This window comes from Oceanisphaera sp. IT1-181, assembly GCF_033807535.1.
In the GTDB taxonomy this organism is placed as follows: domain Bacteria; phylum Pseudomonadota; class Gammaproteobacteria; order Enterobacterales; family Aeromonadaceae; genus Oceanimonas.
Genome location: NZ_CP136856.1, coordinates 2,489,364 through 2,513,020, shown reverse-complemented (window position 1 = coordinate 2,513,020; position 23,657 = coordinate 2,489,364). Strand labels below are relative to the sequence as shown.

Annotated in this window: 21 protein-coding genes; 15 read left to right on the top strand and 6 right to left on the bottom strand. The window is 50.3% G+C overall.

What is annotated here, in order from left to right; genetic code table 11:
• Both R0134_RS11195 and R0134_RS11190 read right to left on the bottom strand, forming a co-directional pair.
• Window positions 1–891: a DMT family transporter gene (locus tag R0134_RS11195; protein WP_319782009.1), complete on the bottom strand. Its 891-nt coding sequence runs from the start codon at window positions 889–891 to the stop codon at window positions 1–3.
• Window positions 892–1,078: 187 nt separating this feature from the next.
• A complete protein-coding gene (locus R0134_RS11190; RefSeq protein WP_319782008.1) occupies window positions 1,079–1,273 on the bottom strand; it encodes an EAL domain-containing protein in 195 nt (64 codons plus the stop codon).
• 175 nt (window positions 1,274–1,448) lie between these two features.
• Between R0134_RS11190 and R0134_RS11185 the strand changes: the two genes are divergently transcribed.
• The 13 genes from R0134_RS11185 (at window position 1,449) to R0134_RS11125 (ending at window position 17,052) form a co-directional block, all read left to right on the top strand.
• Complete coding sequence (locus tag R0134_RS11185) at window positions 1,449–2,384, top strand: mechanosensitive ion channel family protein (RefSeq protein WP_319782007.1); 936 nt, start codon at window positions 1,449–1,451, stop codon at window positions 2,382–2,384.
• A 117-nt stretch (window positions 2,385–2,501) separates the two neighbouring features.
• Window positions 2,502–2,969, top strand: coding sequence for a 6,7-dimethyl-8-ribityllumazine synthase (gene ribE / locus R0134_RS11180; RefSeq protein ID WP_319782005.1), 468 nt, complete (start codon window positions 2,502–2,504; stop codon window positions 2,967–2,969).
• A 13-nt stretch (window positions 2,970–2,982) separates the two neighbouring features.
• Window positions 2,983–3,393, top strand: coding sequence for a transcription antitermination factor NusB (gene nusB, locus R0134_RS11175; protein ID WP_319782003.1), 411 nt, complete (start codon window positions 2,983–2,985; stop codon window positions 3,391–3,393).
• 48 nt (window positions 3,394–3,441) lie between these two features.
• Window positions 3,442–4,407: a thiamine-phosphate kinase gene (gene thiL, locus R0134_RS11170; RefSeq protein WP_319782002.1), complete on the top strand. Its 966-nt coding sequence runs from the start codon at window positions 3,442–3,444 to the stop codon at window positions 4,405–4,407.
• Window positions 4,408–4,749: 342 nt separating this feature from the next.
• Window positions 4,750–5,229 carry a phosphatidylglycerophosphatase A gene (locus R0134_RS11165; RefSeq protein WP_319782001.1) on the top strand — a complete coding sequence of 160 codons (480 nt, stop codon included), beginning with the start codon at window positions 4,750–4,752 and terminating at the stop codon, window positions 5,227–5,229.
• 150 nt (window positions 5,230–5,379) lie between these two features.
• Window positions 5,380–7,119, top strand: coding sequence for an ABC transporter ATP-binding protein (locus R0134_RS11160; protein ID WP_319782000.1), 1,740 nt, complete (start codon window positions 5,380–5,382; stop codon window positions 7,117–7,119).
• 63 nt (window positions 7,120–7,182) lie between these two features.
• Window positions 7,183–8,742 (top strand): ABC transporter substrate-binding protein, encoded by a 1,560-nt coding sequence (locus R0134_RS11155; RefSeq protein ID WP_319781998.1) that lies wholly within the window; start codon window positions 7,183–7,185, stop codon window positions 8,740–8,742.
• A 245-nt stretch (window positions 8,743–8,987) separates the two neighbouring features.
• Window positions 8,988–9,962, top strand: a complete 975-nt coding sequence (locus tag R0134_RS11150; protein WP_319781997.1) for an ABC transporter permease — start codon at window positions 8,988–8,990, stop codon at window positions 9,960–9,962.
• 4 nt (window positions 9,963–9,966) lie between these two features.
• Window positions 9,967–10,902: an ABC transporter permease gene (locus tag R0134_RS11145; RefSeq protein ID WP_319781995.1), complete on the top strand. Its 936-nt coding sequence runs from the start codon at window positions 9,967–9,969 to the stop codon at window positions 10,900–10,902.
• 193 nt (window positions 10,903–11,095) lie between these two features.
• Entirely contained in the window at window positions 11,096–12,463 is a 1,368-nt protein-coding gene (locus R0134_RS11140) for a hypothetical protein (protein ID WP_319781994.1), read from the top strand.
• 538 nt (window positions 12,464–13,001) lie between these two features.
• Window positions 13,002–15,095, top strand: a complete 2,094-nt coding sequence (gene fusA / locus R0134_RS11135) for an elongation factor G (protein WP_319781993.1) — start codon at window positions 13,002–13,004, stop codon at window positions 15,093–15,095.
• Window positions 15,096–15,258: 163 nt separating this feature from the next.
• Window positions 15,259–15,522 carry a hypothetical protein gene (locus tag R0134_RS11130; RefSeq protein WP_319781992.1) on the top strand — a complete coding sequence of 88 codons (264 nt, stop codon included), beginning with the start codon at window positions 15,259–15,261 and terminating at the stop codon, window positions 15,520–15,522.
• A gap of 72 nt (window positions 15,523–15,594) precedes the next feature.
• Window positions 15,595–17,052 carry a catalase gene (locus R0134_RS11125; protein ID WP_319781990.1) on the top strand — a complete coding sequence of 486 codons (1,458 nt, stop codon included), beginning with the start codon at window positions 15,595–15,597 and terminating at the stop codon, window positions 17,050–17,052.
• 80 nt (window positions 17,053–17,132) lie between these two features.
• Here R0134_RS11125 and R0134_RS11120 read toward each other — a convergent pair whose 3' ends face one another.
• The 4 genes from R0134_RS11120 to xseB all read right to left on the bottom strand — a co-directional run bounded on the left by R0134_RS11120 (window position 17,133) and on the right by xseB (window position 21,432).
• Entirely contained in the window at window positions 17,133–17,792 is a 660-nt protein-coding gene (locus R0134_RS11120) for a class I SAM-dependent methyltransferase (protein ID WP_319781989.1), read from the bottom strand.
• A 564-nt stretch (window positions 17,793–18,356) separates the two neighbouring features.
• Window positions 18,357–20,255 carry a 1-deoxy-D-xylulose-5-phosphate synthase gene (gene dxs, locus R0134_RS11115; RefSeq protein ID WP_319781988.1) on the bottom strand — a complete coding sequence of 633 codons (1,899 nt, stop codon included), beginning with the start codon at window positions 20,253–20,255 and terminating at the stop codon, window positions 18,357–18,359.
• A 21-nt stretch (window positions 20,256–20,276) separates the two neighbouring features.
• The gene (gene ispA, locus R0134_RS11110) at window positions 20,277–21,185 is read right to left on the bottom strand and encodes a (2E,6E)-farnesyl diphosphate synthase (RefSeq protein WP_413641401.1); all 909 of its coding nucleotides are present in this window, start codon (window positions 21,183–21,185) and stop codon (window positions 20,277–20,279) included.
• 1 nt (window position 21,186) lies between these two features.
• Window positions 21,187–21,432: an exodeoxyribonuclease VII small subunit gene (gene xseB, locus R0134_RS11105; protein WP_413641400.1), complete on the bottom strand. Its 246-nt coding sequence runs from the start codon at window positions 21,430–21,432 to the stop codon at window positions 21,187–21,189.
• Window positions 21,433–21,665: 233 nt separating this feature from the next.
• Here xseB and pomA point away from each other — a divergent pair, with 233 nt between their 5' ends.
• Window positions 21,666–22,421 carry a flagellar motor protein PomA gene (gene pomA / locus R0134_RS11100; protein ID WP_319781985.1) on the top strand — a complete coding sequence of 252 codons (756 nt, stop codon included), beginning with the start codon at window positions 21,666–21,668 and terminating at the stop codon, window positions 22,419–22,421.
• 44 nt (window positions 22,422–22,465) lie between these two features.
• A complete protein-coding gene (locus R0134_RS11095) occupies window positions 22,466–23,311 on the top strand; it encodes a flagellar motor protein MotB (protein ID WP_319784357.1) in 846 nt (281 codons plus the stop codon).
• Window positions 23,312–23,657: the final 346 nt, after the last annotated feature.

The following is a 23,657-nucleotide window of genomic DNA, read 5'->3' as shown; positions in this document are numbered from 1 at the left end:
TCAAGGTTTGAGTGCTTTACGGCTGCGATACCAAGCAATGAGGTTGCGGCTGCGATAGCTAAGTAGCGCCAATAAAATGAGCACGCAGCCAAATACCTTTTGTATTGGCATGGGCTCGTGATACCAGAATACGCTGATCAGGACCGTCCAAATGGGTTCTAGCATCATGATCAGTGCCGCATTGCCCATATGACTGTATTTTTGCCCCACACTTTGGCATACAAAACGCAACGAGGTGGCCAGCAAGACGCTGGCGGCAAACCAGCCCCAAGTTACAGGCAGGATTTCTTCGGGCCATTGTTCAAACAAACCGGAATAAAGCAGGTGCATGATGCCAGTGACGGCCAGCTGTACGCAGGTCAGCGCCATGGGATGAATGCGCCGAGCAAAGCGGCTGTTTAAGTTGAAATACAGTGCCAGCGAGAGTGATGCCAGTAAAAACAGCAGTTGGCTGAGCGATAAGCTCAGGCCATTGCCCATGGTCAGTAACAACAACCCCAGAATCGCAATCGGCAAAGCCACCCAAAATTGGCGCTGTGGCCGCTCTTTAAATATCAACCAGGCCAGAGGGGGCACCATCAGCATAGCCAAACTCATAATGAAAGCCCCTTCGCCAATGCCTGCGCTATGGGAGATAGCCTGGATCCAGAATATCAGATTCAGGGTCATCACCAGACCGATGGCCGCAGCTTTCAGCAAGAGTTCTGGCGAGGTGCTTCTTAAATGCCGATAGCAAAAGGGCAGTAGCACGAGGGCGGCCAGTAAGAAACGCCAGCCGACAAATCCGGCGGGAGGTAGGCCGTTAAGGGCTTCTTTGGAGAATAACCAGCCGGCAGAGGCTAACAGAGTTGCCGCTAAAATAAACAAATCGCCACGCCGTTCTGGCAGCATAAATAGCCCTCGTTATGTTCTGGTGTAAAGTGGATAAAGCAGGCCGGTATACAAGATGAGATAAGCGGTTCCATAGCAGGAGAGATGAACACGGCCGGCAGCGGCTCTACTGTATGCTATTTCACTTTATTTGCATACAGAGCCATCTGGTCCTGTGATGCTGCCGGCACTAATAGGCGGGTCCCCGTTATCCGCTGATGGCTTGCAGGGGTTGTTGCGCCACGGTCAGCCTGCCCTGGGTGGACTCAAGCAAAACAAGCAGCTCATCCAGTGGCATGGGGCGAGCGTACAGGTAGCCCTGGGCATGACGCACGCCTTCACCCAGCAACCAGTCACGCTGCTGAGGTGTTTCAACTCCCTCGGCGACCACCGCCAGTTTCATCCTGCAACTACTATATAACCCTTGCCTGCTCGCCTGTCATAGTCGTGATTCCATGCTGATACCGCCGTCGGTGGCGCGGATGTAAGAGCTCACATAAGCTTTGAATATCAATGCCAACGCTCGGTCATAAAATGCCCCCTTGGGTGGTTACTAGGCCGGCAAAGGGGAGAACAGCATGGCAGAGCATACAGTGTCGGGAACGAGCCAGCCGCAGGATGTACCGCAACAGGTGGATATGGACTTTGGCGTGGTGTTAGAGCGTATCGACAGCTGGGTAGATGGCAGCTTGCGTTTGCTGCCCAATCTTCTGGTTGCCCTGGTGCTGCTGATAGTCTTTTACGGCTTAGGTATGTTGGTGCGACGGCTGATCTTGCGCCAGAGTCATACTCGTGGCCGCGATAATTTAGGTGACGTGCTGGGCGGCTTTGTTAAGTGGACTATTATTTTGTTCGGCTTTTTACTGGCCGCCACCATAGTACTCCCCAGCCTGAAACCCGGCGATTTAATTGCCGGTTTGGGCGTCAGCTCGGTGGCCATCGGTTTTGCTTTTAAGGATATCTTGCAAAACTGGCTGGCGGGCTTGCTGATCCTGTTACGTCAGCCCTTTAATATTAACGACCAAATTGAGGTTAATGGTCACGAAGGCACGGTGCAGCGCATTGAAACCCGTGCCACCATTATTAAAACCTATGATGGCCAGCGCATCGTGATCCCCAATAGCGATATCTACACCAATGCGGTAAGGGTACTCACCGCCCATGACTATAGGCGTAGCCAATACGATGTTGGCATTGGTTATGACGATGATCTGGATAAAGCCTGTGCCTTATTGATAGCGGCGGTGTCAAAAGTGGCCGAGGTAGAACAAGCCCCAGCGGCCGAGGCGCTGCCGTGGGATCTGGCGGCCAGTTGGGTGACGATTCGGGTGCGTTGGTGGACGCGCAGCCATAAGGCGGATGTGACGCAAGTGCACGCGCAGGTGATCAGAACTATTAAGCATACCCTCGAAAAAGCCGAGATCAGCATGCCCGGAGATACGGTACTTTGCCAGTTGCAAGACCTCTTTGATGAAGAGGAATTTACCGAGGAAGAGCCCAAGGCGCGCCATTAGTAATTCGGGTTGAATTATGGCTGCAGACGACGGATGTTTGATAGCAATCATCTAATGACTTTTGTCACCCTCAGGTTGTGCTAGAATGTGCGCACTTTTGTCAGAGCAGAGGTTTCCATGAAGGTAATCGAAGGGCTAATGGCCGCTCCTAAAGCTAAGGTGGCGATCGTTGTCGCGCGCTTTAATAATTTTATTAACGACAGCTTAGTTAATGGCGCGCTTGATGTATTAATACGTCAAGGCCAAGTAAAAGATGAGAATATCACCCTGGTAAAAGTACCGGGTGCGATTGAAATGCCTTTGGTGTGTAAAAAGCTGGCTAAAACTGGTAACTACGACGCCATAGTGGCGCTGGGTTGCGTGATCCGCGGTGGCACTTACCACTTCGATTTGGTCGCCAATCAAAACAGCAGCAGTATGGCCAATGTGATGATGGACTTTGAAGTGCCCATCGCCTTTGGCGTGCTGACCACCGAAAATATTGAACAAGCCATAGAGCGCGCTGGTACCAAGGCGGGCAACAAGGGCGCAGAGGCCGCCCTCAGCGCACTTGAAATGATTAATGTCCTGCAGCAGCTGGACTAATAGGAGTACTGCATTGAAACCGTCTGAACGCCGTAAGGCCCGCCGTCTCGCTACCCAAGGCATTTACCAATGGCAAATGACCAAGGATAACGTGGCCGATATTGCCCAGCAGTTTGCGCTGGAACAGGACACCAAAGGGGTGGACATGGATTATTTCCGTGACCTGCTGTTTGGCGTTTCTGTGCACACCAAAGAGCTGGATGCGGTTTATTCCCCCTTCCTGTCGCGCCCCTTGGCGGACTTGGATATGGTCGATAAAGCGGTGTTGCGCTTAGCCACTTACGAGCTAACACGACGTGAAGATGTGCCTTATCGGGTAGTCATCAACGAAGCCATTGAGCTGGCCAAGGCGTTTGCCGCCGAAGAAAGCCATCGTTTCGTGAACGGCGTGCTTGATAAAGTCATCAAGCAGTTAAAAAAATAACAATAAGCACGGGAAAAAAGCCAGCCACTCGCTGGCTTTTCATTTTCTATGAATGAATTCGATATTATTAAGCATTACTTCACCGTGGCCAGTCATCGTAAAGATGTGATCATGGGCCCCGGCGACGATTGCGCGCTCTTACAAGTGCCGGCCAATACGCTATTGGCAGTGAGCACGGACACCTTAGTCAGCGGCGTGCATTTTTTTGCCGACATGGATCCCACCGCGCTCGGCCACAAAGCCTTAGCGGTGAATTTATCGGACTTAGCCGCCATGGGGGCAGACCCTTGTTGGGTGTCGCTGGCGATAACCTTGCCGGAAGTTGACGAAGCTTGGATCAAGCAATTTTGCGCCGGTTTTTTTGAACTGTCCGAGTATTACAACGTGGCGCTGGTGGGCGGCGACACCACCAAAGGTCCGTTGTCGATTACCGTGACCGTGCACGGTACGTTGCCGTTGGGCAAAGGCTTGCTGCGCTCTGGCGCACAAGTGGGCGATGGCATTTATGTGACTGGCACCTTAGGTGATGCGGCGCTGGGCTTACAGCAGGCACTGGGCAATATTCAAGTGCCCGAGGCGCATCAAGAATTTGTGCGTAATAAATTTGAGTACCCACACCCGCGAATTTTAGTGGGCCAAGCGCTGCGCGATATTGCTACCAGTGCGCTGGACTTATCCGATGGTTTAGCGGGGGATTTGGCGCACATTTGCCGAGCATCAGGTTTGCGCGCGCAAATAGAAGTGGATCAATTACCGCTCAGTGACGCCATGCAAGCCGCTGTTAACCAAGAGCAAGGTTGGGAGCTAGCACTCACGGGTGGCGATGATTACGAGTTATGCTTTACGGTATCTGAAATGCACCGTGGTCAGCTAGAAACTGCATTGAGTCACAGTGGCGTTAAGTTTACCCGCGTGGGCCGTATGTTTTCCGGCGAGCCAAGCGTGGAGCTGGTGCATGAAGGCAAGCCCTACCAGATCGTAAGCCAAAGCTGGGATCACTTTTGTAAGGTGTGAAAGAGGGGTAGCGCCGAGCACCAAGCGCCCGGCTCCAAGCTACTGCTAAGATCTAACCCTTTCTCGTAACGGAATCCACGGAAGGACACGGAAAAATAGAGAACAAATCTGAAAATTTTTTATTGATAGATTTCAAGCTATGGCTTTTACCAATAAAGTCTCAGGTCTTTTTCGATCTTATATCAGCTTAATTTTTCTGCGGATTCCGTGTTCTTCCGTGGCGAGAAAATCTTTGGCTCTTTGTTAAGCTAGGTGCTTGGCGCCGGGCGCTCGGCGCTGGTTTTTCCCCTTACTCTTCACCCTTCACATTCATGTAAGGAATACTTCAATGAGAAAGCCAGAATGAGAAAACCAGAACTTGCTAACTTAAAACTGTCTAACCCGCTGCACTTTTTGGCTTTGGGTTTTGGCAGTGGCTTAAGCCCGATTATGCCTGGCACCATGGGCACCATTGCCGCCATTCCTTTATATCTGTTGATACAAGGGTTGGCGGCGCCGTGGTATATCGCCATTTTGGTGGTGGGTTTTATTGCCGGTATCTGGATTTGTAATGCGGCCACCGAGGCTATCGGCCAGCCAGATCATGGTGCCATTGTTTGGGATGAAGTGATCGGCTTTGGTATTACCATGTTTGCGGCACCTGCAGGAGCTGTGTGGATACTGATAGGCTTCGTGCTGTTTCGGTTTTTCGATATTCTCAAACCTTGGCCTATTCGTTGGTTTGACCGACGCATACACGGCGGCTTTGGCATTATGCTCGATGACGTGATCGCCGGCTTATTTGCCTTGGGTTGTTTGCAACTGCTGGCGAAGTATTGGTAAGGCGCAGCCTTACGCCTTACGTTTCACGCTTTACGCCGTACGTTAAAGGCTAATACCGTCTTTTCACGTACAGCGTACGACGTGCAGCGGTTCTGGGTTTATCTCGTTCACTTCACCCTTCACTTTTTACGCTCTAAGCAGAGGATAGCCATGTCGCTGTTAGAAGTGAAACACCTAAGAATTGAGTATCCCTCTCGCCATGGCGTGATGGCTGCGATTGACGATCTGTCTTTTCATATTGAGCGCGGCGAAATTCTCGGTGTCGTCGGGGAGTCTGGGGCGGGCAAGTCCACCATCGGCAATGCCATTATTGACTTGCTGAGCCCCCCTGGACGTATTGCCAGTGGAGAGGTCTATCTCGATAAAGAGCGTATTTCTGGACTCACCTCGCGGCAGATGCGCGGCATTCGCGGTCAGCGCATTGGGTTTATCTTTCAAGATCCCATGACCTCGCTTAATCCGTTATTCACGGTAGAGGCGCAAATGGTGGAAACCCTGCTTGCCAATACTAAAACCACGCGTGCGGCAGCGCTTCACAAGTCCATTTCGTTATTGGATGCGGTGGGTATACCGCAACCTGAGTTGCGTATTAAGCAGTATCCCCATCAATTTTCTGGTGGTATGCGCCAACGGGTGGTGATCGCCATTGCGCTGTCTTGCGACCCGGAATTGATCATTGCCGACGAGCCCACGACGGCCCTTGACGTATCGATTCAAGACCAAATTTTGACGCTGATCCGCACCTTGTGCAAAGAGCGTAATGTGGGCTGCATGCTGGTGACCCATGATATGGGAGTGGTATCGAACGTGACTGATAGAGTGGCGGTGATGTATCAAGGTCGGCTGATGGAAATTGGCCCCACCGATAAAGTACTGCAGACACCGGCTCATGATTACACCAAGAGTTTGATTTCTGCGGTGCCGCGCTCGGATGTAAAGCTGCATCGGTTTCCCTTGGTGTCCTACATTGAGCAAGCCACTGAAAAAGCGCATTTAGATTTAAAGACCCACTGGCTGGGTCAAAGCCAAGATCAGCGCGTCTTTACGGGCGCCTTGTTGCGCGTAGAGCAGTGCAAGCTGCGCTTTATTACTAAAAAATCCTTGTTTGAGTCTGGCCGCCAATATGTGCAGGCGGTCAATGATGTGAGCTTTGAGATTTATGAAGGGGAAACCTTTGGCTTGGTGGGCGAGTCAGGTTCGGGCAAGTCGACCATAGCGCGCGCCATTACCGGCTTGTATCCGCCAGATAGCGGCAAGATTTGGTTTGAAGGCATAGAGCTTACGGCCATTAAGAGCGAAAAGGCGCGTCGGCCTTTGCGTCGGCAAATGCAGATGGTATTTCAAAACCCGTATTCGTCGTTAAACCCACGGATGCGAGTGGCGGATATTATAGCTGAGCCGATTCGCTTTCATAAACTGGCCGATAATGAAGCCCAAGTGCGCAGCATTGTGCGCGACTTACTGGACTATGTGGGCTTAGAGCGTGCCGCTGGTGTTAAATTTCCCCATGAATTTTCTGGCGGGCAACGCCAGCGGATCTCTATTGCGCGTGCTTTGGCTACGCGGCCCAGATTACTGATTTGCGATGAGCCGACTTCGGCACTGGATGTGTCGGTGCAGGCGCAAATTTTAAATCTATTGAAAGACTTACAAGACGAACTCAAGTTAACCTTGCTGTTTATTAGTCATGACTTGCCGGTGATCCGTCAAATGTGTGATCGTATAGGCGTTATGCAAAAGGGCCGTTTGTTAGAAGTGGCCGAAACTGAACAACTTTTTACCCATGCCAGTGACCCTTATAGTCGCTCGCTAATAGGCTTGATGCCGGAATTTAAAGGCATGTCACGAGCAGGCTTAGATATTTCCGCTATTAGCCCTGGTCAACCCTAAATCTCAATGGCCTTAACTATCAAAGCAAAGGCTTAATTGAATGTTACATGAACGGAGTGTTTCATGAAAAATGGACTCAATAAGGTAACGGCGGCCATGTTCGCCGCAGGATTGGCATTCAGTGTGCAAGCGGCAGATATCACCATTGCCTATGATGCAGACCCCATTTCGATGGACCCGCACGAGCAACTCTCGGGCGCGACTATGGAAATGTCGCACTTGTTGTTTGATCCTTTAGTGCGTTGGACCAAAGACTTTGACACCGAGCCGCGCTTGGCCGAAAAGTGGGAACGTCGCGATGAAAACACCGTGCGCTTTTATTTGCGCAAAGGAGTGAAGTTTCACAGCGGCAATGACTTTACCGCCGACGATGTGGTGTGGACCTTTGATCGCTTAAAAGCCTCCGCGGACTTTAAGGCCATTTTTGACTCCTTTAGTGCTGCCAGCAAAGTGGACGCGCACACGGTCGACATAGTCACCCGCGGGCCTTACCCGTTAGTGCTGAATACCATGACGTTTTTGTTGCCTATGGACTCTAAGTTTTACAGTGGCAAAGGCGAAGACGGCCAAGATAAGGCAGAGATCGTGAAGCATGGTAGCTCGTTTGCCTCGACTCACACCTCAGGCACGGGGCCCTTTACGCTTAAATCGCGCCAACAAGGCGTGAAAGTGGAATATGAGCGTAACGCTGATTACTGGGATAAAAAATCTCCCGGCAACGTGCAACTGCTGACCTTGGTGCCGATTAAAGAAGATGCCACACGAGTAGCGGCGCTGTTAGCCGGTGACGTGGACTTTATTAAGCCGGTGTCACCGAACGACCATAACCGCGTGAAGTCTGCCTCAGGGGTAAAATTAATTACCCAATCTGGCACGCGCATTATTAGTATGCAGATGAACCAAGAACGCTTTACGCCCTTTAAGGATGTGCGCGTGCGTCAAGCGGTGAATTACGCCATTAATCAAGACGGCATAGTACAGCGCATTATGCGCGGCTTTGGCACTACTGCATCACAACAAACGCCGGCCGCGTATCTGGGGCATAACCCGGATTTAAAGCCCCGTTATGATGTGGAAAAAGCCAAGCAGTTAATGGCGGACGCCGGCTATAAAGACGGCTTTAAGATCACCATGATCGCGCCCAATAACCGTTACGTGAATGACTTTAGAATTGCCGAAGCGGTAAAAGCCATGTTGGCGCGCATTAACATCGATGTGGATCTTAAAACCATGCCGGTGGCCCAGTATTGGCCCGAGTTCGATAAGTGTAACGCCGACATGCTGATGATTGGCTGGCAGTCCGATACGGAAGATGCGGCTAACTTCTCAGAATTTTTGACCATGACTCGCAACGAAGAAACCGGCCGTGGCCAATATAACTGTGGGCATTATTCAAACCCTGCGTTAGACGAGCTGATTGACTCGGCTAATCTGGAAACTAATCCAGAAAAACGCGGCACCATGCTGCAACAAGCCGAGAAAATCCTCTACGACGATGCGGCCTTCGTGCCTCTGCATTGGCAAGACTTAGCCTGGGGTGCGCGCGATAACGTGCTAGCAGAACCCATCGTCAACGCCATGGACTTCCCGTACTTAGGTGACTTGGTGGTTAAAGATAAATAACGTACTTTGTAGTCCGGCGTTTTAGTCGCTGCTTTAGCTGCCAGATTAAACTATTAGCCAGCTACGCTGGCCCGCCGAATAAATTGGCGGCTACAGGGAACACGTCTTTTGTAGGTGGCCGTCTCTTAGGTAAAGAGACTTCGCCACGGTTTGGTTGTGGGTTTTAGATTTTAAACCCTCCAGTCCCTATTCCGTGGCAAAAATAGCTTTAAAGATTGACTCTTTCTGCTGAAGTTGGAAATTTAATGTTAACTTTCTTATTGAAACGGCTATTCCAAGTGATAGTGGTAATGTTTGTTATCAGCTTGGTGGCGTTTTCGATTCAGGATAATTTAGGCGATCCGCTGCGCGAATTAGTGGGTCAGTCGGTCTCTGAAGAGGTGCGTGAACAAATGCGCACCGATTTAGGCTTAAACGATCCTTTTATAGTGAAGTACGGCCGTTTCGTGGGCAGTGCGCTACAAGGGGATTTTGGCACCTCGTATGTGTATAAGCAGCCGACCCTAGAAGTGATCTTCGAAAAACTGCCGGCCACGCTGGAGCTGGTGTTGTGTGCCAGTGTGCTGATTATTGGCTTGAGTATTCCACTGGGCGTGTATTGCGCCATTAAGCCGCGGGCCTTTTTTTCGCGTCTGATCATGAGCGTGAGCATTATCGGCATTTCTGTGCCGGTGTTTTTAACCGCTATCTTGTTGATGTATGTGTTTTCCATCGAGCTGGGCTGGCTGCCCGCTTATGGTCGTGGCGTGCTCACTAGCCCCTTGGGATGGGAGTCGGGGTTATTTAACTGGCAGGGATTTCGCAATCTTATTCTGCCAAGCATTGCCTTGTCATCCATTATGTTGCCGCTATTTATTCGCCTAGTACGCTCAGAAATGCTTGAGCAGCTCAGTGCTGAATACGTCAAATTTGCGTGGTCAAAGGGGCTTAATAAGCATCGTATTTGGTTTGTGCATGCGCTTAAAAATACCTTGCTGCCTTTGATTACCGTGGGCGGGGTGCAAATCGGTACCATGGTGGCCTACACCATTTTAACGGAAACCGTGTTTCAGTGGCCGGGCATAGGCCTATTGTTCTTGGATGCCATTAACCGTGTGGATACGCCTTTGATCACCACCTATGTGATTTTTGTCGGCTTCATCTTCGTGCTGACCAATACCTTAGTGGATTTAATTTACGGCCTGATTAACCCCACCGTAAACCTAGCGGCAAAGGGATAATAAGATGAACTCAGCAGCCAACTTAGGCCCTTGGGCACGCTTTAAGCAGTCGGATTTTATCTATCATTTTCGCCGCGACAAGGTGGCCATGGTGAGTTTCGCGGTGTTTGTGGCCTTCTTAATCGCCGCCTTCTTTTCGCCGCTGATCGCCCCCCATAACCCCTACGATCTTGCTACTATCGATATTTTAGACTCAGAGCTGCCGCCATCTTGGCAATATATGGGTGATGCGCGTTTTTGGTTAGGCACGGATGTGCAGGGCCGCGATATCTTTAGCACCATTTTATATGGCTCGCGTGTATCACTCATTATTGGCTTGGGCGCGGTGGCACTACAGTTGCTGATCGGCATTATCGTCGGCTTGTCGGCGGGCTACTTTGGCGGGCGGCTCGATAATCTACTGATGCGCTTTGCCGATGTGCAATTATCATTTTCCACCATGATGGTGGCCATTATCGTGTCGGCGGTGTTTCAAGCCACGCTGGGGGCAGAGTTTTACGGCCAATACGCTGTATTAATGTTGGTGGTGATTATTGGCCTTGCCGAGTGGCCCCAATATGCGCGCACCATCAGAGCCACCGTCTTGGCGGAGAAGAAAAAAGAATACGTCGAAGCGGCACAGGTAATGGGCTTTAAATCGGGGCGCATTATGTTTCGCCATATTTTGCCCAACTGCTTATCGCCTATCTTGGTGATCTCCACGGTACAGGTGGCCAACGCCATTATGAGTGAGGCGGCACTGTCGTTTTTAGGCTTAGGTATGCCGGTGGATCAACCCTCATTAGGCTCCCTGATCAGCATGGGCTTTAGCTATATCTTCTCCGGCTCTTGGTGGATCACCGCCTTCCCAGGTATGTACTTGGTGGTGCTGGTATTAGTGATCAACTTACTCGGCGACTGGCTGCGCGATGTGTTTAATCCCAAGCTGTATAAGGGGTAAAACCTAAGCGCCGAGCACCAAGCGCCCGGCGCTCAACGCTCGGCGCCCGGCTAAGATAAACACCGCCTTTTGCTTCGCGCCGCGCTATTACTAGGCCGTTTTGCCGGGCTTGACCGGTATCTGCTTTTGGTTGGTCATGGTTAGCTAGGCGTTTAGTGCTGGGCGCCGGGCGCTGCTTTTTAAGGACCTTCCCTTGCTCGCTTACTTTTTTATTGCTCGCCGCCCGCTGGCGGGGCTGCTGATTTTACTTGGCATGCTGCTGGTGAGTGCCAACTTAATGGGGCTGCCGGTTACTATGAGTGCGGCGGGGCTGGCCTATTGGTTGGCTGCAGCCTTGTTGTGGCCGGGGTTATCATCGCGTAATCGCCTGCAAGCGGGGTTATTGCTGTTTGTGGGCGTGAGCTGCTTGGTTGCTAGCCTGTGGCTGGGTGGTGAACTTGCATGGCCACGCCTGCTGAGCAGCAACGTCAGCATCTTGTCGATGTTGGTGGCGGTAAGCTTCTTAAGTTTGGTGAGTCGGCCCGCTAATGAGCAAGACAAGCCGTTACCGCGTGGGCGGGGGGCCTTGGCGTCAACGCTGGCAGCCATTCATGTATTTGGCGCCGTGATTAACTTATCGTCGGTGTTTATTATCGGTGACCGCTTGGCGCAGCGCGTTCGGCTCAGTCGTGAGCAGTCCATCGTCTTGGTACGCGGCTTTAGCGCAGCGGCCTTTTGGTCGCCGTTTTTTGCGGCCATGGCGGTGGCCTTGAGTGTGGCACCTAACGCGAAATTAACTCAATTATGGCTGGTGAGCATACCGCTGGCGGGCTTGGCGTTAGGGCTGACTTATTGGCAGTTAGCGCGCCAGCCTGAGACTGATGCCTCGTTAGCTATTGATCCTGAGCCTTCCTCAAATAATGCCTATCCAAAAGCGGCCGTCGCGGATTTTGTCGGTTATCCGCTGCACATGAGTGCCTTGTTGTTGCCCTCGTTACTGGCCATATCGGTACTGCTGCTACATAAATTGCTGCCGAATTTATCTATTTTGGCGATCATTACCTTGCTGGCGCCCCTATTTAGCCTCAGCCTAGTGCTGATCAAGCGCGGCGCGCCTTATAGCGCGATTAAACAGTTAGTGAATGGACGTTTGCCACAAATGGGTAACGAGCTGGCGCTGTTTTTGGCCGCGGGCATCTTGGCTTATGGGCTGGAGAGTGTCTTGCTCAGCGCCAATTGGCAGTTACCATTCAGTCACTTTGGGCCCTTTGCCGCCAGTGTGACTTATGTCTGTACCGTGCTGCTGGCCTTGCTTGGCATTCACCCCATTGTCTGTATCGCCTTGGCCGCGAGTTTGTGGTCACCACTCAACCCGGATCACACCTTGCTGTCTTTGGTGTTTCTGTCTTCTTGGGCATTAGGCACGGCTACTGGGCCCTTATCGGGCATTAATCTGGCATTCCAAGGCCGCTATGGCGTGGACTCGTTTGCCCTAATGCGTTGGAATTTAAGCTATTTAGGCCTGATGTCGCTGTTAGTAATCGCGGGTATCTATGTGTTAGCGGCGCAACTAGGCATATAAGTAATGCCGCGGAACTAACATGGATTGTTTTGTCGTAGGCTTTTTTCGCGCATTAGGCCGCAGGCGTAAATCTAAAAACTATCCTGCTTCGCAGGCCCCGCGAACAAGTTGCGGGCTACAAGAGACGATTTCCTTGTAGGTGGCAATTTATTCGCCACGGTGTTGTTTTGGTTTTCAGATTTAAACCTCATCCAGCTTCGCTGGCCCCGCGAAGTCCTCTTTATCAAGAGGCGGCGGGCTACAAGGACATGTGGAAGTATTAGTCCGTATAACCCGTGTTGTTGACGCTGATAGCTATGTTTCCACACACTCTATTTAGAGTCCTATTTTCGCCAAAAAGCGTACTCAACTAGGTATATAGCCTTTTGATTCCTATACATTTGTGGTGAGATCGATTAAAAATCGTGCGATATCTGTTCTTCCCATTTGCGCCCCGTTAGCTTTTCATTCATAATATGCGACCTAAAAACTGTGTCGGTGTGTCAGTGAATTTTGGATGCTCCGTCTACTTCTTAAACTCATCATTTAAAGTTGAATCATGACCGAATTATCCAAATACAGAAACATTGGTATCTTCGCTCACGTTGATGCGGGTAAAACCACCACAACCGAGCGTATCCTCAAACTTACTGGCCGTATTCACAAAGCGGGTGAAACCCACGATGGCGAATCCACCACTGACTTCATGGAACAGGAAGCTGAGCGCGGAATTACCATCCAGTCTGCAGCTGTAAGTTGCTTCTGGAAAGATCACCGCTTTAACGTTATCGATACTCCAGGACACGTTGACTTCACCGTTGAAGTTTACCGTTCACTGAAAGTACTGGACGGCGGCATCGGTGTATTCTGTGGTTCAGGTGGTGTTGAGCCTCAGTCAGAGACCAACTGGCGTTATGCGAACGACTCAGAAGTTGCTCGTATTATCTTCGTAAACAAGTTGGACCGTATCGGTGCTGACTTCTTTCGTGTAGTACAACAGACTCGCGACGTGTTGGCTGCTAACCCAATCATCATGGTGCTGCCAATTGGCCGTGAAGACGAGTTTAAGGGCGTAGTTGACCTGCTGACTCGTAAAGCCTACGTGTGGGACAACTCTGGTGACCCAGAGAACTACACTATCGAAGACGTGCCAGCCGACATGGTTGACCAGGTTGAAGAATACCGCGAAATGCTGGTAGAAAGCGCCGTTGAACAAGACGACGACTTGATGGAAGCTTACATGGAAGGTAACGAGCCTTCTATCGACGAGCTGAAGCGTTGTATCCGTAAGGGTACTCGTACCATGGCCTTGTTCCCTACTTACTGTGGTTCTGCCTTTAAAAACAAAGGTATGCAGCTGATTTTGGACGCAGTAGTTGATTACCTGCCTAACCCATTAGAAGTTGATCCACAGCCGTTGACCGATGAAGAAGGCGTTGAAACTGGCGAATTCGCTATCGTTGATCCTGCTCTGCCTTTGAAAGCTTTGGCCTTTAAAGTGATGGATGACCGTTTCGGTGCCCTGACGTTCGTACGTCTTTACACCGGTCGCCTGAAGAAAGGTGACACCATCATGAACAGCTTCACCGGTAAAACTGAACGTGTTGGCCGCATGGTTGAAATGCATGCCGATGAGCGTAAAGAACTGGATTCTGCACAAGCCGGTGACATCATCGCTATCGTAGGCATGAAGAACGTACAAACTGGTCATACTCTGTGTGATCCTAAACACCCTTGTACGCTGGAAGCCATGGTGTTCCCTGAGCCAGTTATCTCTATCGCAGTAGCGCCTAAAGATAAGAACGGTTCTGAGAAAATGGGTACAGCTATCGGTAAGATGATTGCTGAAGATCCAACGTTCCGCGTAGAAACTGACATTGATTCAGGCGAAACCATTCTGAAAGGCATGGGCGAATTGCATCTGGACATCAAAGTCGACATCTTGAAGCGTACCTACGGCGTTGAGCTGATTGTAGGTGAGCCACAGGTTGCTTACCGCGAAACCATTACTGCCGAAGTTGAAGACAGCTACACGCACAAGAAGCAGTCTGGTGGTTCAGGTCAGTACGGTAAAATTGACTATAAGATCCGTCCTGGTGAGCAGAACACTGGCTTCGTGTTCAAGTCTTCTGTAGTGGGCGGTAACGTTCCTAAAGAATTCTGGCCTGCAATCGAGAAAGGTTTCGGCAGCATGATGAACACAGGTACCATTGCTGGTTTCCCTGTGTTGGACGTTGAATTCGACCTGATCGATGGTGCTTTCCACGCGGTTGACTCCTCAGCCATTGCGTTTGAAATCGCTGCTAAAGGCGCGTTCCGTCAGTCTATCGCTAAAGCTAAGCCACAGTTGCTTGAGCCGGTGATGAAAGTTGATGTGTTCACTCCTGAAGATCACGTAGGTGACGTTATTGGTGACTTGAACCGTCGTCGCGGCATGATCAAAGATCAAATGGCTGGCGTGACTGGCGTTCGCATCAAGGCAGACGTACCTCTGTCAGAAATGTTTGGCTACATTGGTTCACTGCGTACTATGACTTCAGGTCGTGGCCAGTTCTCCATGGAGTTCTCACACTACGCAGCTTGCCCGAACAACATCTCTGAAAAGGTTGTTGCTCAGGTTGCCGAGCGTAAAGCGGCTGACGCCAAGAAGTAATCTCGCTTAAGATTTAGGTCTAAAGCTAAAACCGCTGCCCCGGCAGCGGTTTTTTTATGCCTGAAAAACAATATTAACGTCATAAATATTGGCTAACCTGTGATGGGGCTGGTCATCATGGTGTGAGCTTTCAGATAAGCTGAGTCCAGCAATAGGAGAGGATATGAATAAGGCGGTTATGTTCGCAGTGGGCATCGCCTTGCTGGGATTGGCGGGCTTTATGTATATGTTGGCGGGTGGTGCCAGCGCGCCGCTTATCCAGATTCCGTTTGAGGCCTTGCAAGGGGGCGCATTTTTCTTTGCTTGGGGTTTAGGTGTGCCAGTATGGTTAAGCTACCTATTAACCGTGATGTGCGCCGTGGGCGTGCTTTGGCTGGGATTTACCGTAGGCTATAAGTTGTGGAGTTGGGTCTTTAAGCACCGCTAATGCATGCTTAAAGAGCGAAATTCATCCCCGTATATTCCCCGAATAGCATATTTATCAACGAGGAAACGTTTCATGACGGATAAAAAGAAATTAACCACTAACGCCGGCTGCCCCGTGGCCGACAACCAAAACGTGATGACGGCGGGTCCCCGTGGGCCACAGTTATTACAAGATGTATGGTTTTTAGAAAAGCTGGCGCACTTTGACCGAGAGGTGATCCCAGAGCGGCGTATGCACGCTAAAGGCTCGGGCGCGTACGGCACTTTTACCGTCACCCAGGATATTACCAAATACACCAAGGCCAAGATATTCTCAGCAATTGGTAAGCAAACGCCACTGCTGGCTCGTTTCTCTACTGTGGCTGGTGAGCGCGGTGCGGCGGATGCGGAGCGTGATATTCGGGGCTTTTCCTTGAAATTTTATACCGAACAGGGCAACTGGGATTTAGTAGGTAATAATACGCCGGTGTTTTTTCTGCGCGATCCGCTGAAGTTTCCCGACCTTAATCACGCGGTAAAGCGCGATCCGCGTACTAATTTGCGCAGCGCTAAAAATAACTGGGATTTTTGGACCTCGCTGCCTGAAGCACTGCATCAAGTCACCATCGTCATGAGTGACCGTGGCATTCCGGCCAGTTATCGCCATATGCATGGCTTTGGCAGTCATACCTTTAGCTTTATTAACGATAACAATGAGCGCTATTGGGTGAAGTTTCACTTTCGATGCGAGCAGGGTATTAAGAACCTGACGGACGCCGAGGCTGAGGCCTTGATCGGTAAAGACCGTGAAAGTCATCAAGCTGATTTGTATAACAGCCTAGAAAATGGCGACTTTCCTAAGTGGACACTGTTGGTGCAAGTGATGCCAGAGCTTGAGGCCGAAAGCGTGCCTTATCATCCTTTTGATTTAACGAAAGTGTGGCCGCATAAAGATTATCCGTTGCTTGAAGTGGGCGTATTTGAGCTGAACAAAAACCCCGATAACTATTTTGCCGAAATAGAGCAGGCGGCTTTTAATCCCGCCAACATAGTACCCGGCATCAGCTTCTCACCGGATAAAATGCTGCAAGGGCGTTTATTCTCTTATGGCGATGCCCAGCGCTATCGACTAGGAGTGAATCATCAGTTGATCCCGGTGAATGCGCCGCGTTGTCCGGTGCACAGCTATCACAGAGACGGCGCCATGCGGGTGGACGGCAATCACGGCAGCACACTGGCTTATGAGCCGAACAGTTATGGTGAATGGCAAGAGCAGCCGGACTTTAGTGAGCCGCCGCTGGCGCTCTCAGGTGCAGCGGGTCATTGGGATCATCGAGAAGACACGGATTATTACTCACAACCCGGTGCCTTGTTCCGTTTGATGACGCCTGCTCAGCAACAAGTATTGTTTGAGAATACGGCGCGCTCTATTAACGATGCCCCGCGCGAGATTAAGATTCGCCATATTGGCCATTGCTTAAAAGCCGACGCGGCTTACGGTGCGGGTATTGCCCAGGCTTTAGCCATCTCATTGAGCGATGTGCCTAACTAGCCGCTGCTTGATTAGACTTATTAAGGATTAATGAAAGGCGCTGTGAGATTCACCGCGCCTTTTTTATGAGCTGAAAAATATTACTGAGTGCGGGAGAACTTCATGATATGGCCTTTAAAAGGTTGCTCTAGATAGTCGGTATGCAAAGGCTGGATATGGCGGCTATTAAAGCCAAACTTAAGCATCTTATTGCTAATTTTATTTCTTCTACCGCGGCCCGGATCCACTAAGATCACCTTGCAGTCGGGGCTGGCATGGCGATCAATAAAGCGCGCCAATAAAGGAACATGCTGGTCTTCGTATAATAAGTCGCTGCCAATAATTAAATCAAAATGCCCCAGTTTACTTTGCTCATCCTTCCAGTCTACACGCTCAAAGTTGATGGTTTTATTGTTATTCAGCAGGGTATTTCTATCGAGGAAGTATTCTACCTTAGGATGGTAGTCGGTAGCGGTAATATTCGCATGGCGTTGATTAAGCACTATGCTCGATAAACCAATGCCACACCCCACCTCTAAAATCCGTTTATCGGTAATGTTGTAATCCAACATATGGTTGGCTAACACTAAGCTTGAGGGCCAGACCACCCCAAATAAAGGCCAAGAGGTATCGCAAATGCCTAATTTTTCGGCTTCGCCTTTAGGATCACTAAATTGTTGATTATCTCGGAGCGTACAAAAGTGAATATCTTTATGGCCAATCTCAATGGTTTGATAACGAACGCGCACGGGCGTAGTCATAATAACTCCCTAAATGAAAAATAGCAGGCACAAGCTGAGGAGAATAAACTTTGAGGATCTGTACATGAATTATGTAAATTAGCGACATATTAACACATTTAGCGGCATTTTTCTGGATCTTGAGTTCTTGGCGAACAGGATGGCTGGTAACAAAATAGTTAAGTGGCTAGGTAGCTAGCTGATGGGCGGCTACAAAGTAACCGTCTTTTGTAGGTGGCATGTTGTAGGTAAAGAATATGAGCCACGGTGTTGTTTTTCAGATTTAAACCCCATCCTGCTTCGCAGGCCCCGCGAACACGTTGCGGGCTACAAGAGACGATTTTTTTGTAGGTGGCAATTTATTCGCCACGGTTTTGTTTTGGTTTTGAGATTTAAACCCCAATCCAGCTACGCTGGCCCGCCGAATAAATTGGCGGCTACAAGGTACGTCTTTTGTAGGTAGCATGTTATAGGTAAAAAATATGAGGCACGGTGTTGTTTTGGTTTTGAGACTTAACCCCATCTTACGAGAGATAGGCTTAGAATAGCCAAGGCGTACAGTAACGCCTTGGCGGTTTTTATTATCTAGCGGGCTTGATATTCGTTAATTGAGGCTACGATACCTTCGGCATTTAGGCCTAATTTAGCCAGTATTTGTTGCTGGCCGCCTTGCTCGATAAAGACATCGGGCAAGCCTAGGTTTAATACCGCGACCAGTTTCTTATTACGCATCAGGCATTCGTTTACTGCCGAGCCAGCGCCACCCATGATGGCGTTTTCTTCTATCGTTACCAGCAACTCATGATCGGCTAATAGCGATAACAGCAAGGCTTCGTCGAGCGGCTTCACGAAGCGCATATCGACTAAGGTGGCGTCTAACTGCTCGGCGGCGAGTTCGGCCTCGGCGAGCAAGGTGCCAAAGTTAAGCAGGGCTATGCCTTTGCTCCCACTCTTTCCTTCACTCTTACCTTTATTGGCTTGGCGAATAATACGACCTTTACCTATCTCGAGTGCGGTCATTTGTTCTTGGATTTCAACACCCGGACCGGTACCGCGCGGGTAACGTACCGCCGCCGGGCCCGGATGTTGGTAGCCGGTATAGAGCATTTGCCGACACTCGTTTTCATCACTGGGCGTCATGATCACCATATTAGGAATGGTGCGCATAAAGCTTAAGTCGTAAGCGCCCTGATGCGTCGGGCCATCGGCGCCCACTATGCCGGCGCGGTCGATGGCAAATAATACATCTAAGTTTTGCAGCGCCACATCGTGGATTAATTGGTCATAACCGCGCTGTAAAAAGGTCGAGTAAATGGCAACTACCGGTTTTTTGCCTTCGATGGCCATGCCGGCCGCCAAGGTGATGGCATGCTGTTCGGCAATGGCCACATCAAAGTAGCGTTTGGGGAATTCTTTTGAATAACGCACCAAGCCTGAGCCTTCACGCATGGCCGGCGTAATGGCCATTAGCTCGGGACAGGAGATTGCCATATCGCACAGCCAGTCACCAAATATTTTGGAGTAGCTGGGGCTGGTAGCAGCCGCTTTGGGCAAGAAGTCTTGGGTCGGATCAAACTTAGGCACGCCATGATAACCAATCGGGTCTTGCTCGGCGGGTAAGTAGCCTTTGCCCTTGCGCGTCATGATATGTAAAAACTGCGGGCCTTTGAGCTTGCGCATATTGCGCAGTGTTTCTACAAGGGTCGTAATATCGTGACCGTCGATGGGGCCCACGTAATTAAAGCCAAACTCTTCAAACAAGGTACCGGGGATTACCATGCCTTTTAGGTGTTCTTCGGTACGCTTGGCCAATGCTTTTAGCGGGGGCAGTATTTCCAGTGCTTTTTTGCCGCCCTCACGCAGTGTGCTATACAAAGAGCCGGACATAATGCGCGCTAAATGATTATTGAGCGCGCCGACGTTTTCAGAAATCGACATCTCGTTATCATTTAAAATAACCAGCATATCTTTATGAATATCACCCGCGTGATTAAGCGCCTCAAACGCCATACCGGCGGTAATGGCACCATCGCCAATAATGGCGGCCACTTTACGACCTTGCTGCTCTTGATCGGCGGCAATGGCCATGCCTAGCGCGGCACTAATGCTGGTGCTGGAGTGGCCGACACTTAAAGTGTCGTACTCACTTTCTTCGCGCCACGGGAAAGGATGCAAGCCTTGGAGCTGGCGAATACTGGGCAAACGCTCCCGGCGTCCGGTGAGAATTTTATGGGGGTAGGCCTGATGGCCTACATCCCACACCAAACGATCAAAGGGCGTGTTATAGACATAGTGCAAGGCGACGGTGAGCTCCACCACGCCAAGACCTGAGGCCAGATGGCCACTGCTGCTGCTCACCGAGTGTAACAGGTAAGATCGTAACTCCTCGCACAGGGCGGGCAGTCGGTCTTGGGGTAGGCTGCGTAGCTCGTCGGGCAAGTTCGCCAAGGCCAAGAGCGGATAATCGGCAATATTCAGACTCATAAGCTTATTGTTGTCCTCACTCTAAAAATCGCGGTTCACGATATAGTGAGCGAATGCTTCCAGTGTTTGAGTAGGGTAGGGGATATCAGCCAGTGACGCCAAGGCTTGGTCTAATAACTGGTCGGCAAGATTGCGCGCACCCTCTAGGCCCAATAGGGCAGGATAGGTACTTTTTTGCTGCAGCACATCTTTACCTTGAGTTTTACCTAGCGTTTCGGTGTCGGCGGTAATATCCAAAATATCGTCTTGTACTTGAAAAGCCAGCCCTATGGCCTGTGCATACTCGCTGAGTGCACTCAAATGTGCCTCTTGCAGGTCAGTGACACAGAGCGCGCCTAAGCGTACGGCGCACCGTATCAAGGCGCCGGTTTTATGGCGATGCAATTGCTCCAGTGCCGCGCGGTTAATGGCTTGGCCTTCATATTGTATATCAAGGGCTTGGCCGCCACACATGCCATGATAGCCTGCGGCCACGGCAAGCTCTTGTACCATGCGTAATTGACGCTCGGCAGTTAAGCCCAAGTTAGGTTGGCTGAGCAACTCAAACGCCAAGGATTGCAGGGCGTCGCCGGCTAAAATAGCGGTGGCTTCATCAAAGGCAACATGTACGGTCGGCTTGCCACGACGTAAATCGTCATCATCCATGGCCGGTAAGTCGTCATGGATCAAAGAATAGGCATGAATGCATTCCACCGCCGCCGCTGCTGCATCCAAAGCCGCATGATTGGGTTCTGGCAACGAGTATGGCGGGCTTAATACGTCAGCAGAGGCATACACTAATAACGGGCGCACGCGCTTACCGCCTTGCAGTAAACCGTATTCCATGGCGGCTTTGAGCTTAGGCGCGAGTGGACCTAGCTTGGCGATCGCTTGGTTGAGCACGGCTTTGATGCGCGCTTGATACTGCTCCTGCAGTTGGCTCTCGGCCACCTTATTGCTCCTCAGAGAGCGTGGCAAAGGGCGTGAGTCGCTCATCATCTTGCTGCAATAAAATCTGTACTTGCTGCTCGGCTTGGCTCAAACGCTGTTGACCCGCGCGCACTAGCTGCACGCCTCGTTCAAACGATTTAAGCGATTGCTCCAAACTCAGGTCACCTTCTTCTAGCTGATTGACCAGATTTTCCAGTTCTGCGAGGGCGCTTTCAAAATCCATGTTTTCAGGTTTTTTAGTAGCCACGGGCATCCTCTGTGATTAAACGGCAAAATAAGGGGCAATAGTACCATTGCCGTTCGGCTTTTGGCGAAAATTATAGAGAAGTGTCGGCTGAACAGCGATAAACGCTTAAAGAAGGTGCCAAGCTGCCGATAACACCAGTGACGACAAAGCGGTGCGTAACAAGGTAAGATTGACACCTATTTTTCAGTCAACATTGTGACTTTATTTTTTTAATCAGCCATGAGGGCCTTGCTTTGGATTTAGCAACGATTATCGGATTAATCGGTGGATTAGCCTTTGTGGGCATGGCCATGGTGCTAGGAGGCAGCCTAGGTATGTATGCGGACGTGCCTTCGTTTTTTATTGTGTTTGTTGGCTCCTTCTTCGTGGTGATGATGAAGTTTAATTTGGGGCAGTTTTTGGGTGCGGCTAAAATAGCGGCTAAAGCCTTTCTATTTAAGCTAGAAAAGCCAGAAGACTTGATCGAGCGGGTAGTGGTGCTGGCCGACTCGGCCCGTAAAGGCGGCTTTTTAGCGTTAGAAGAAGCGGAAATTACTAATCCCTTCTTACAAAAAGCCGTGGACATGCTAGTGGATGGCCACGAACAAAACGTGGTGAAACAAGCACTGGAAAAAGACATTGACCTCAACGCCGAGCGCCAAGAGCAAGGCGCAAAAATTTTTCGCGCGCTGGGCGATGTGGCACCGGCCATGGGCATGATAGGCACCCTGATTGGTTTGGTGGCCATGTTGGCCAACATGGATGATCCTAAGGCCATAGGGCCGGCGATGGCCATCGCCTTGCTGACCACCTTATACGGCGCCATGCTGGCTAATATGATAGCGCTGCCGATTGCCGATAAATTAGAGCTGCGCTCAGAAGAAGAACGGCTAAATCGCACTTTAATCTTAGATGCGGTATTAGGCATCCAAGACGGCCAAAACCCTCGCGTGTTACAAGGCTTGCTAGAAAACTATTTGGCCGATAATAAGCGGTCGAAGGAGGAGTAGTGGCCAAAAAGTGCAAACAAGCACCAGCAGGTGCGCCGGCTTGGATGTCCACCTTTGCGGATTTAGCGACCATATTGATGAGCTTTTTCGTGCTCTTGCTCGCCTTTTCCGAAATGGACGTAATTAAGTTCAAGCAAGTCGCGGGCAGCATGAAAGACGCCTTTGGCGTGCAAAATCAGTTAAAGGGGTCAGAAATTCCCAAGGGCACGTCAGTGATAGCGCTGGAGTTTCGCCCCGGCCAACCACAGCCTACACCGATAGACGTGATCATGCAGCATACCACCGACTCGACTCAAGCAGAGCTGGATTTTCAGCCGGGTGAGTCTGACCGCGCCGCGGGCCAAAGCCGAGAAAGCGGTAATCAAGATGGCGCTGAACAAGACTCGCCACAGGTGGATCAACAAGCCATGGTGGTGGCTCAAGCACTGGCAGCAGAACTTAGCGAGTCCATAGAGCATGACGCGATTGAAATAGAAGCGCTGGGTCAGCAGGTGGTGATCCGCATTAAAGAAAATGCTTCTTTTTCTTCAGGATCGGCGTTTTTGCAGCCGCAATTTTGGCCGGTTGTACGCAAAATTGGCGATTTAATCAAAGATATCCCCGGTGAAATTTTAGTGTCTGGCCACACGGATGATATTCGCAGCAGTAATGAGCTATTTCGTTCTAACTGGGAATTGTCTTCCCAGCGCGCGCTCGCGGTGGCCGAGCAGTTGCTTAAAGTGGACGGCTTTAACGAAGAGCGAATGGTGGTGATGGGCATGGCGGGCACACGGCCCTTAGCGGAAAATGACACCAGTGATAATCGTCGTCGCAATCGCCGCGTAGAAATTACTATTTCTCAAGGTAAGCCTAAATTTACACCGCCCTTGGATTTAAACGCGCCGCGCTAACACGAGCTCTTAAAGACTTATTGGCCACGGAATACACGGAATTACACAGAAAAGTTAAGATGAGATTAGTGCGAAAAGTTCTTAGATGTTAAGACCAAGTCCTTTGGGTAGCTTGAGGCAGAGCGTTGGAAAAAGGGATAAAACCGAAAGTTTTTAAGTGTGGATTTAACTTATCGTTTTCTTTGCTCTTCGTCCGTGTATTCCGTGGCAAAAATAGCTTTAGGGTCTTGGTGTTTGGTTGTACTGAACGCCCAACGCTGATCTGATATTTGCACAAAATCTCGTCAGAAGTATGTATAATGTCGGGCTTTAGTTTTATGTACTTCTTTATTTTTGTAGTTTTTAT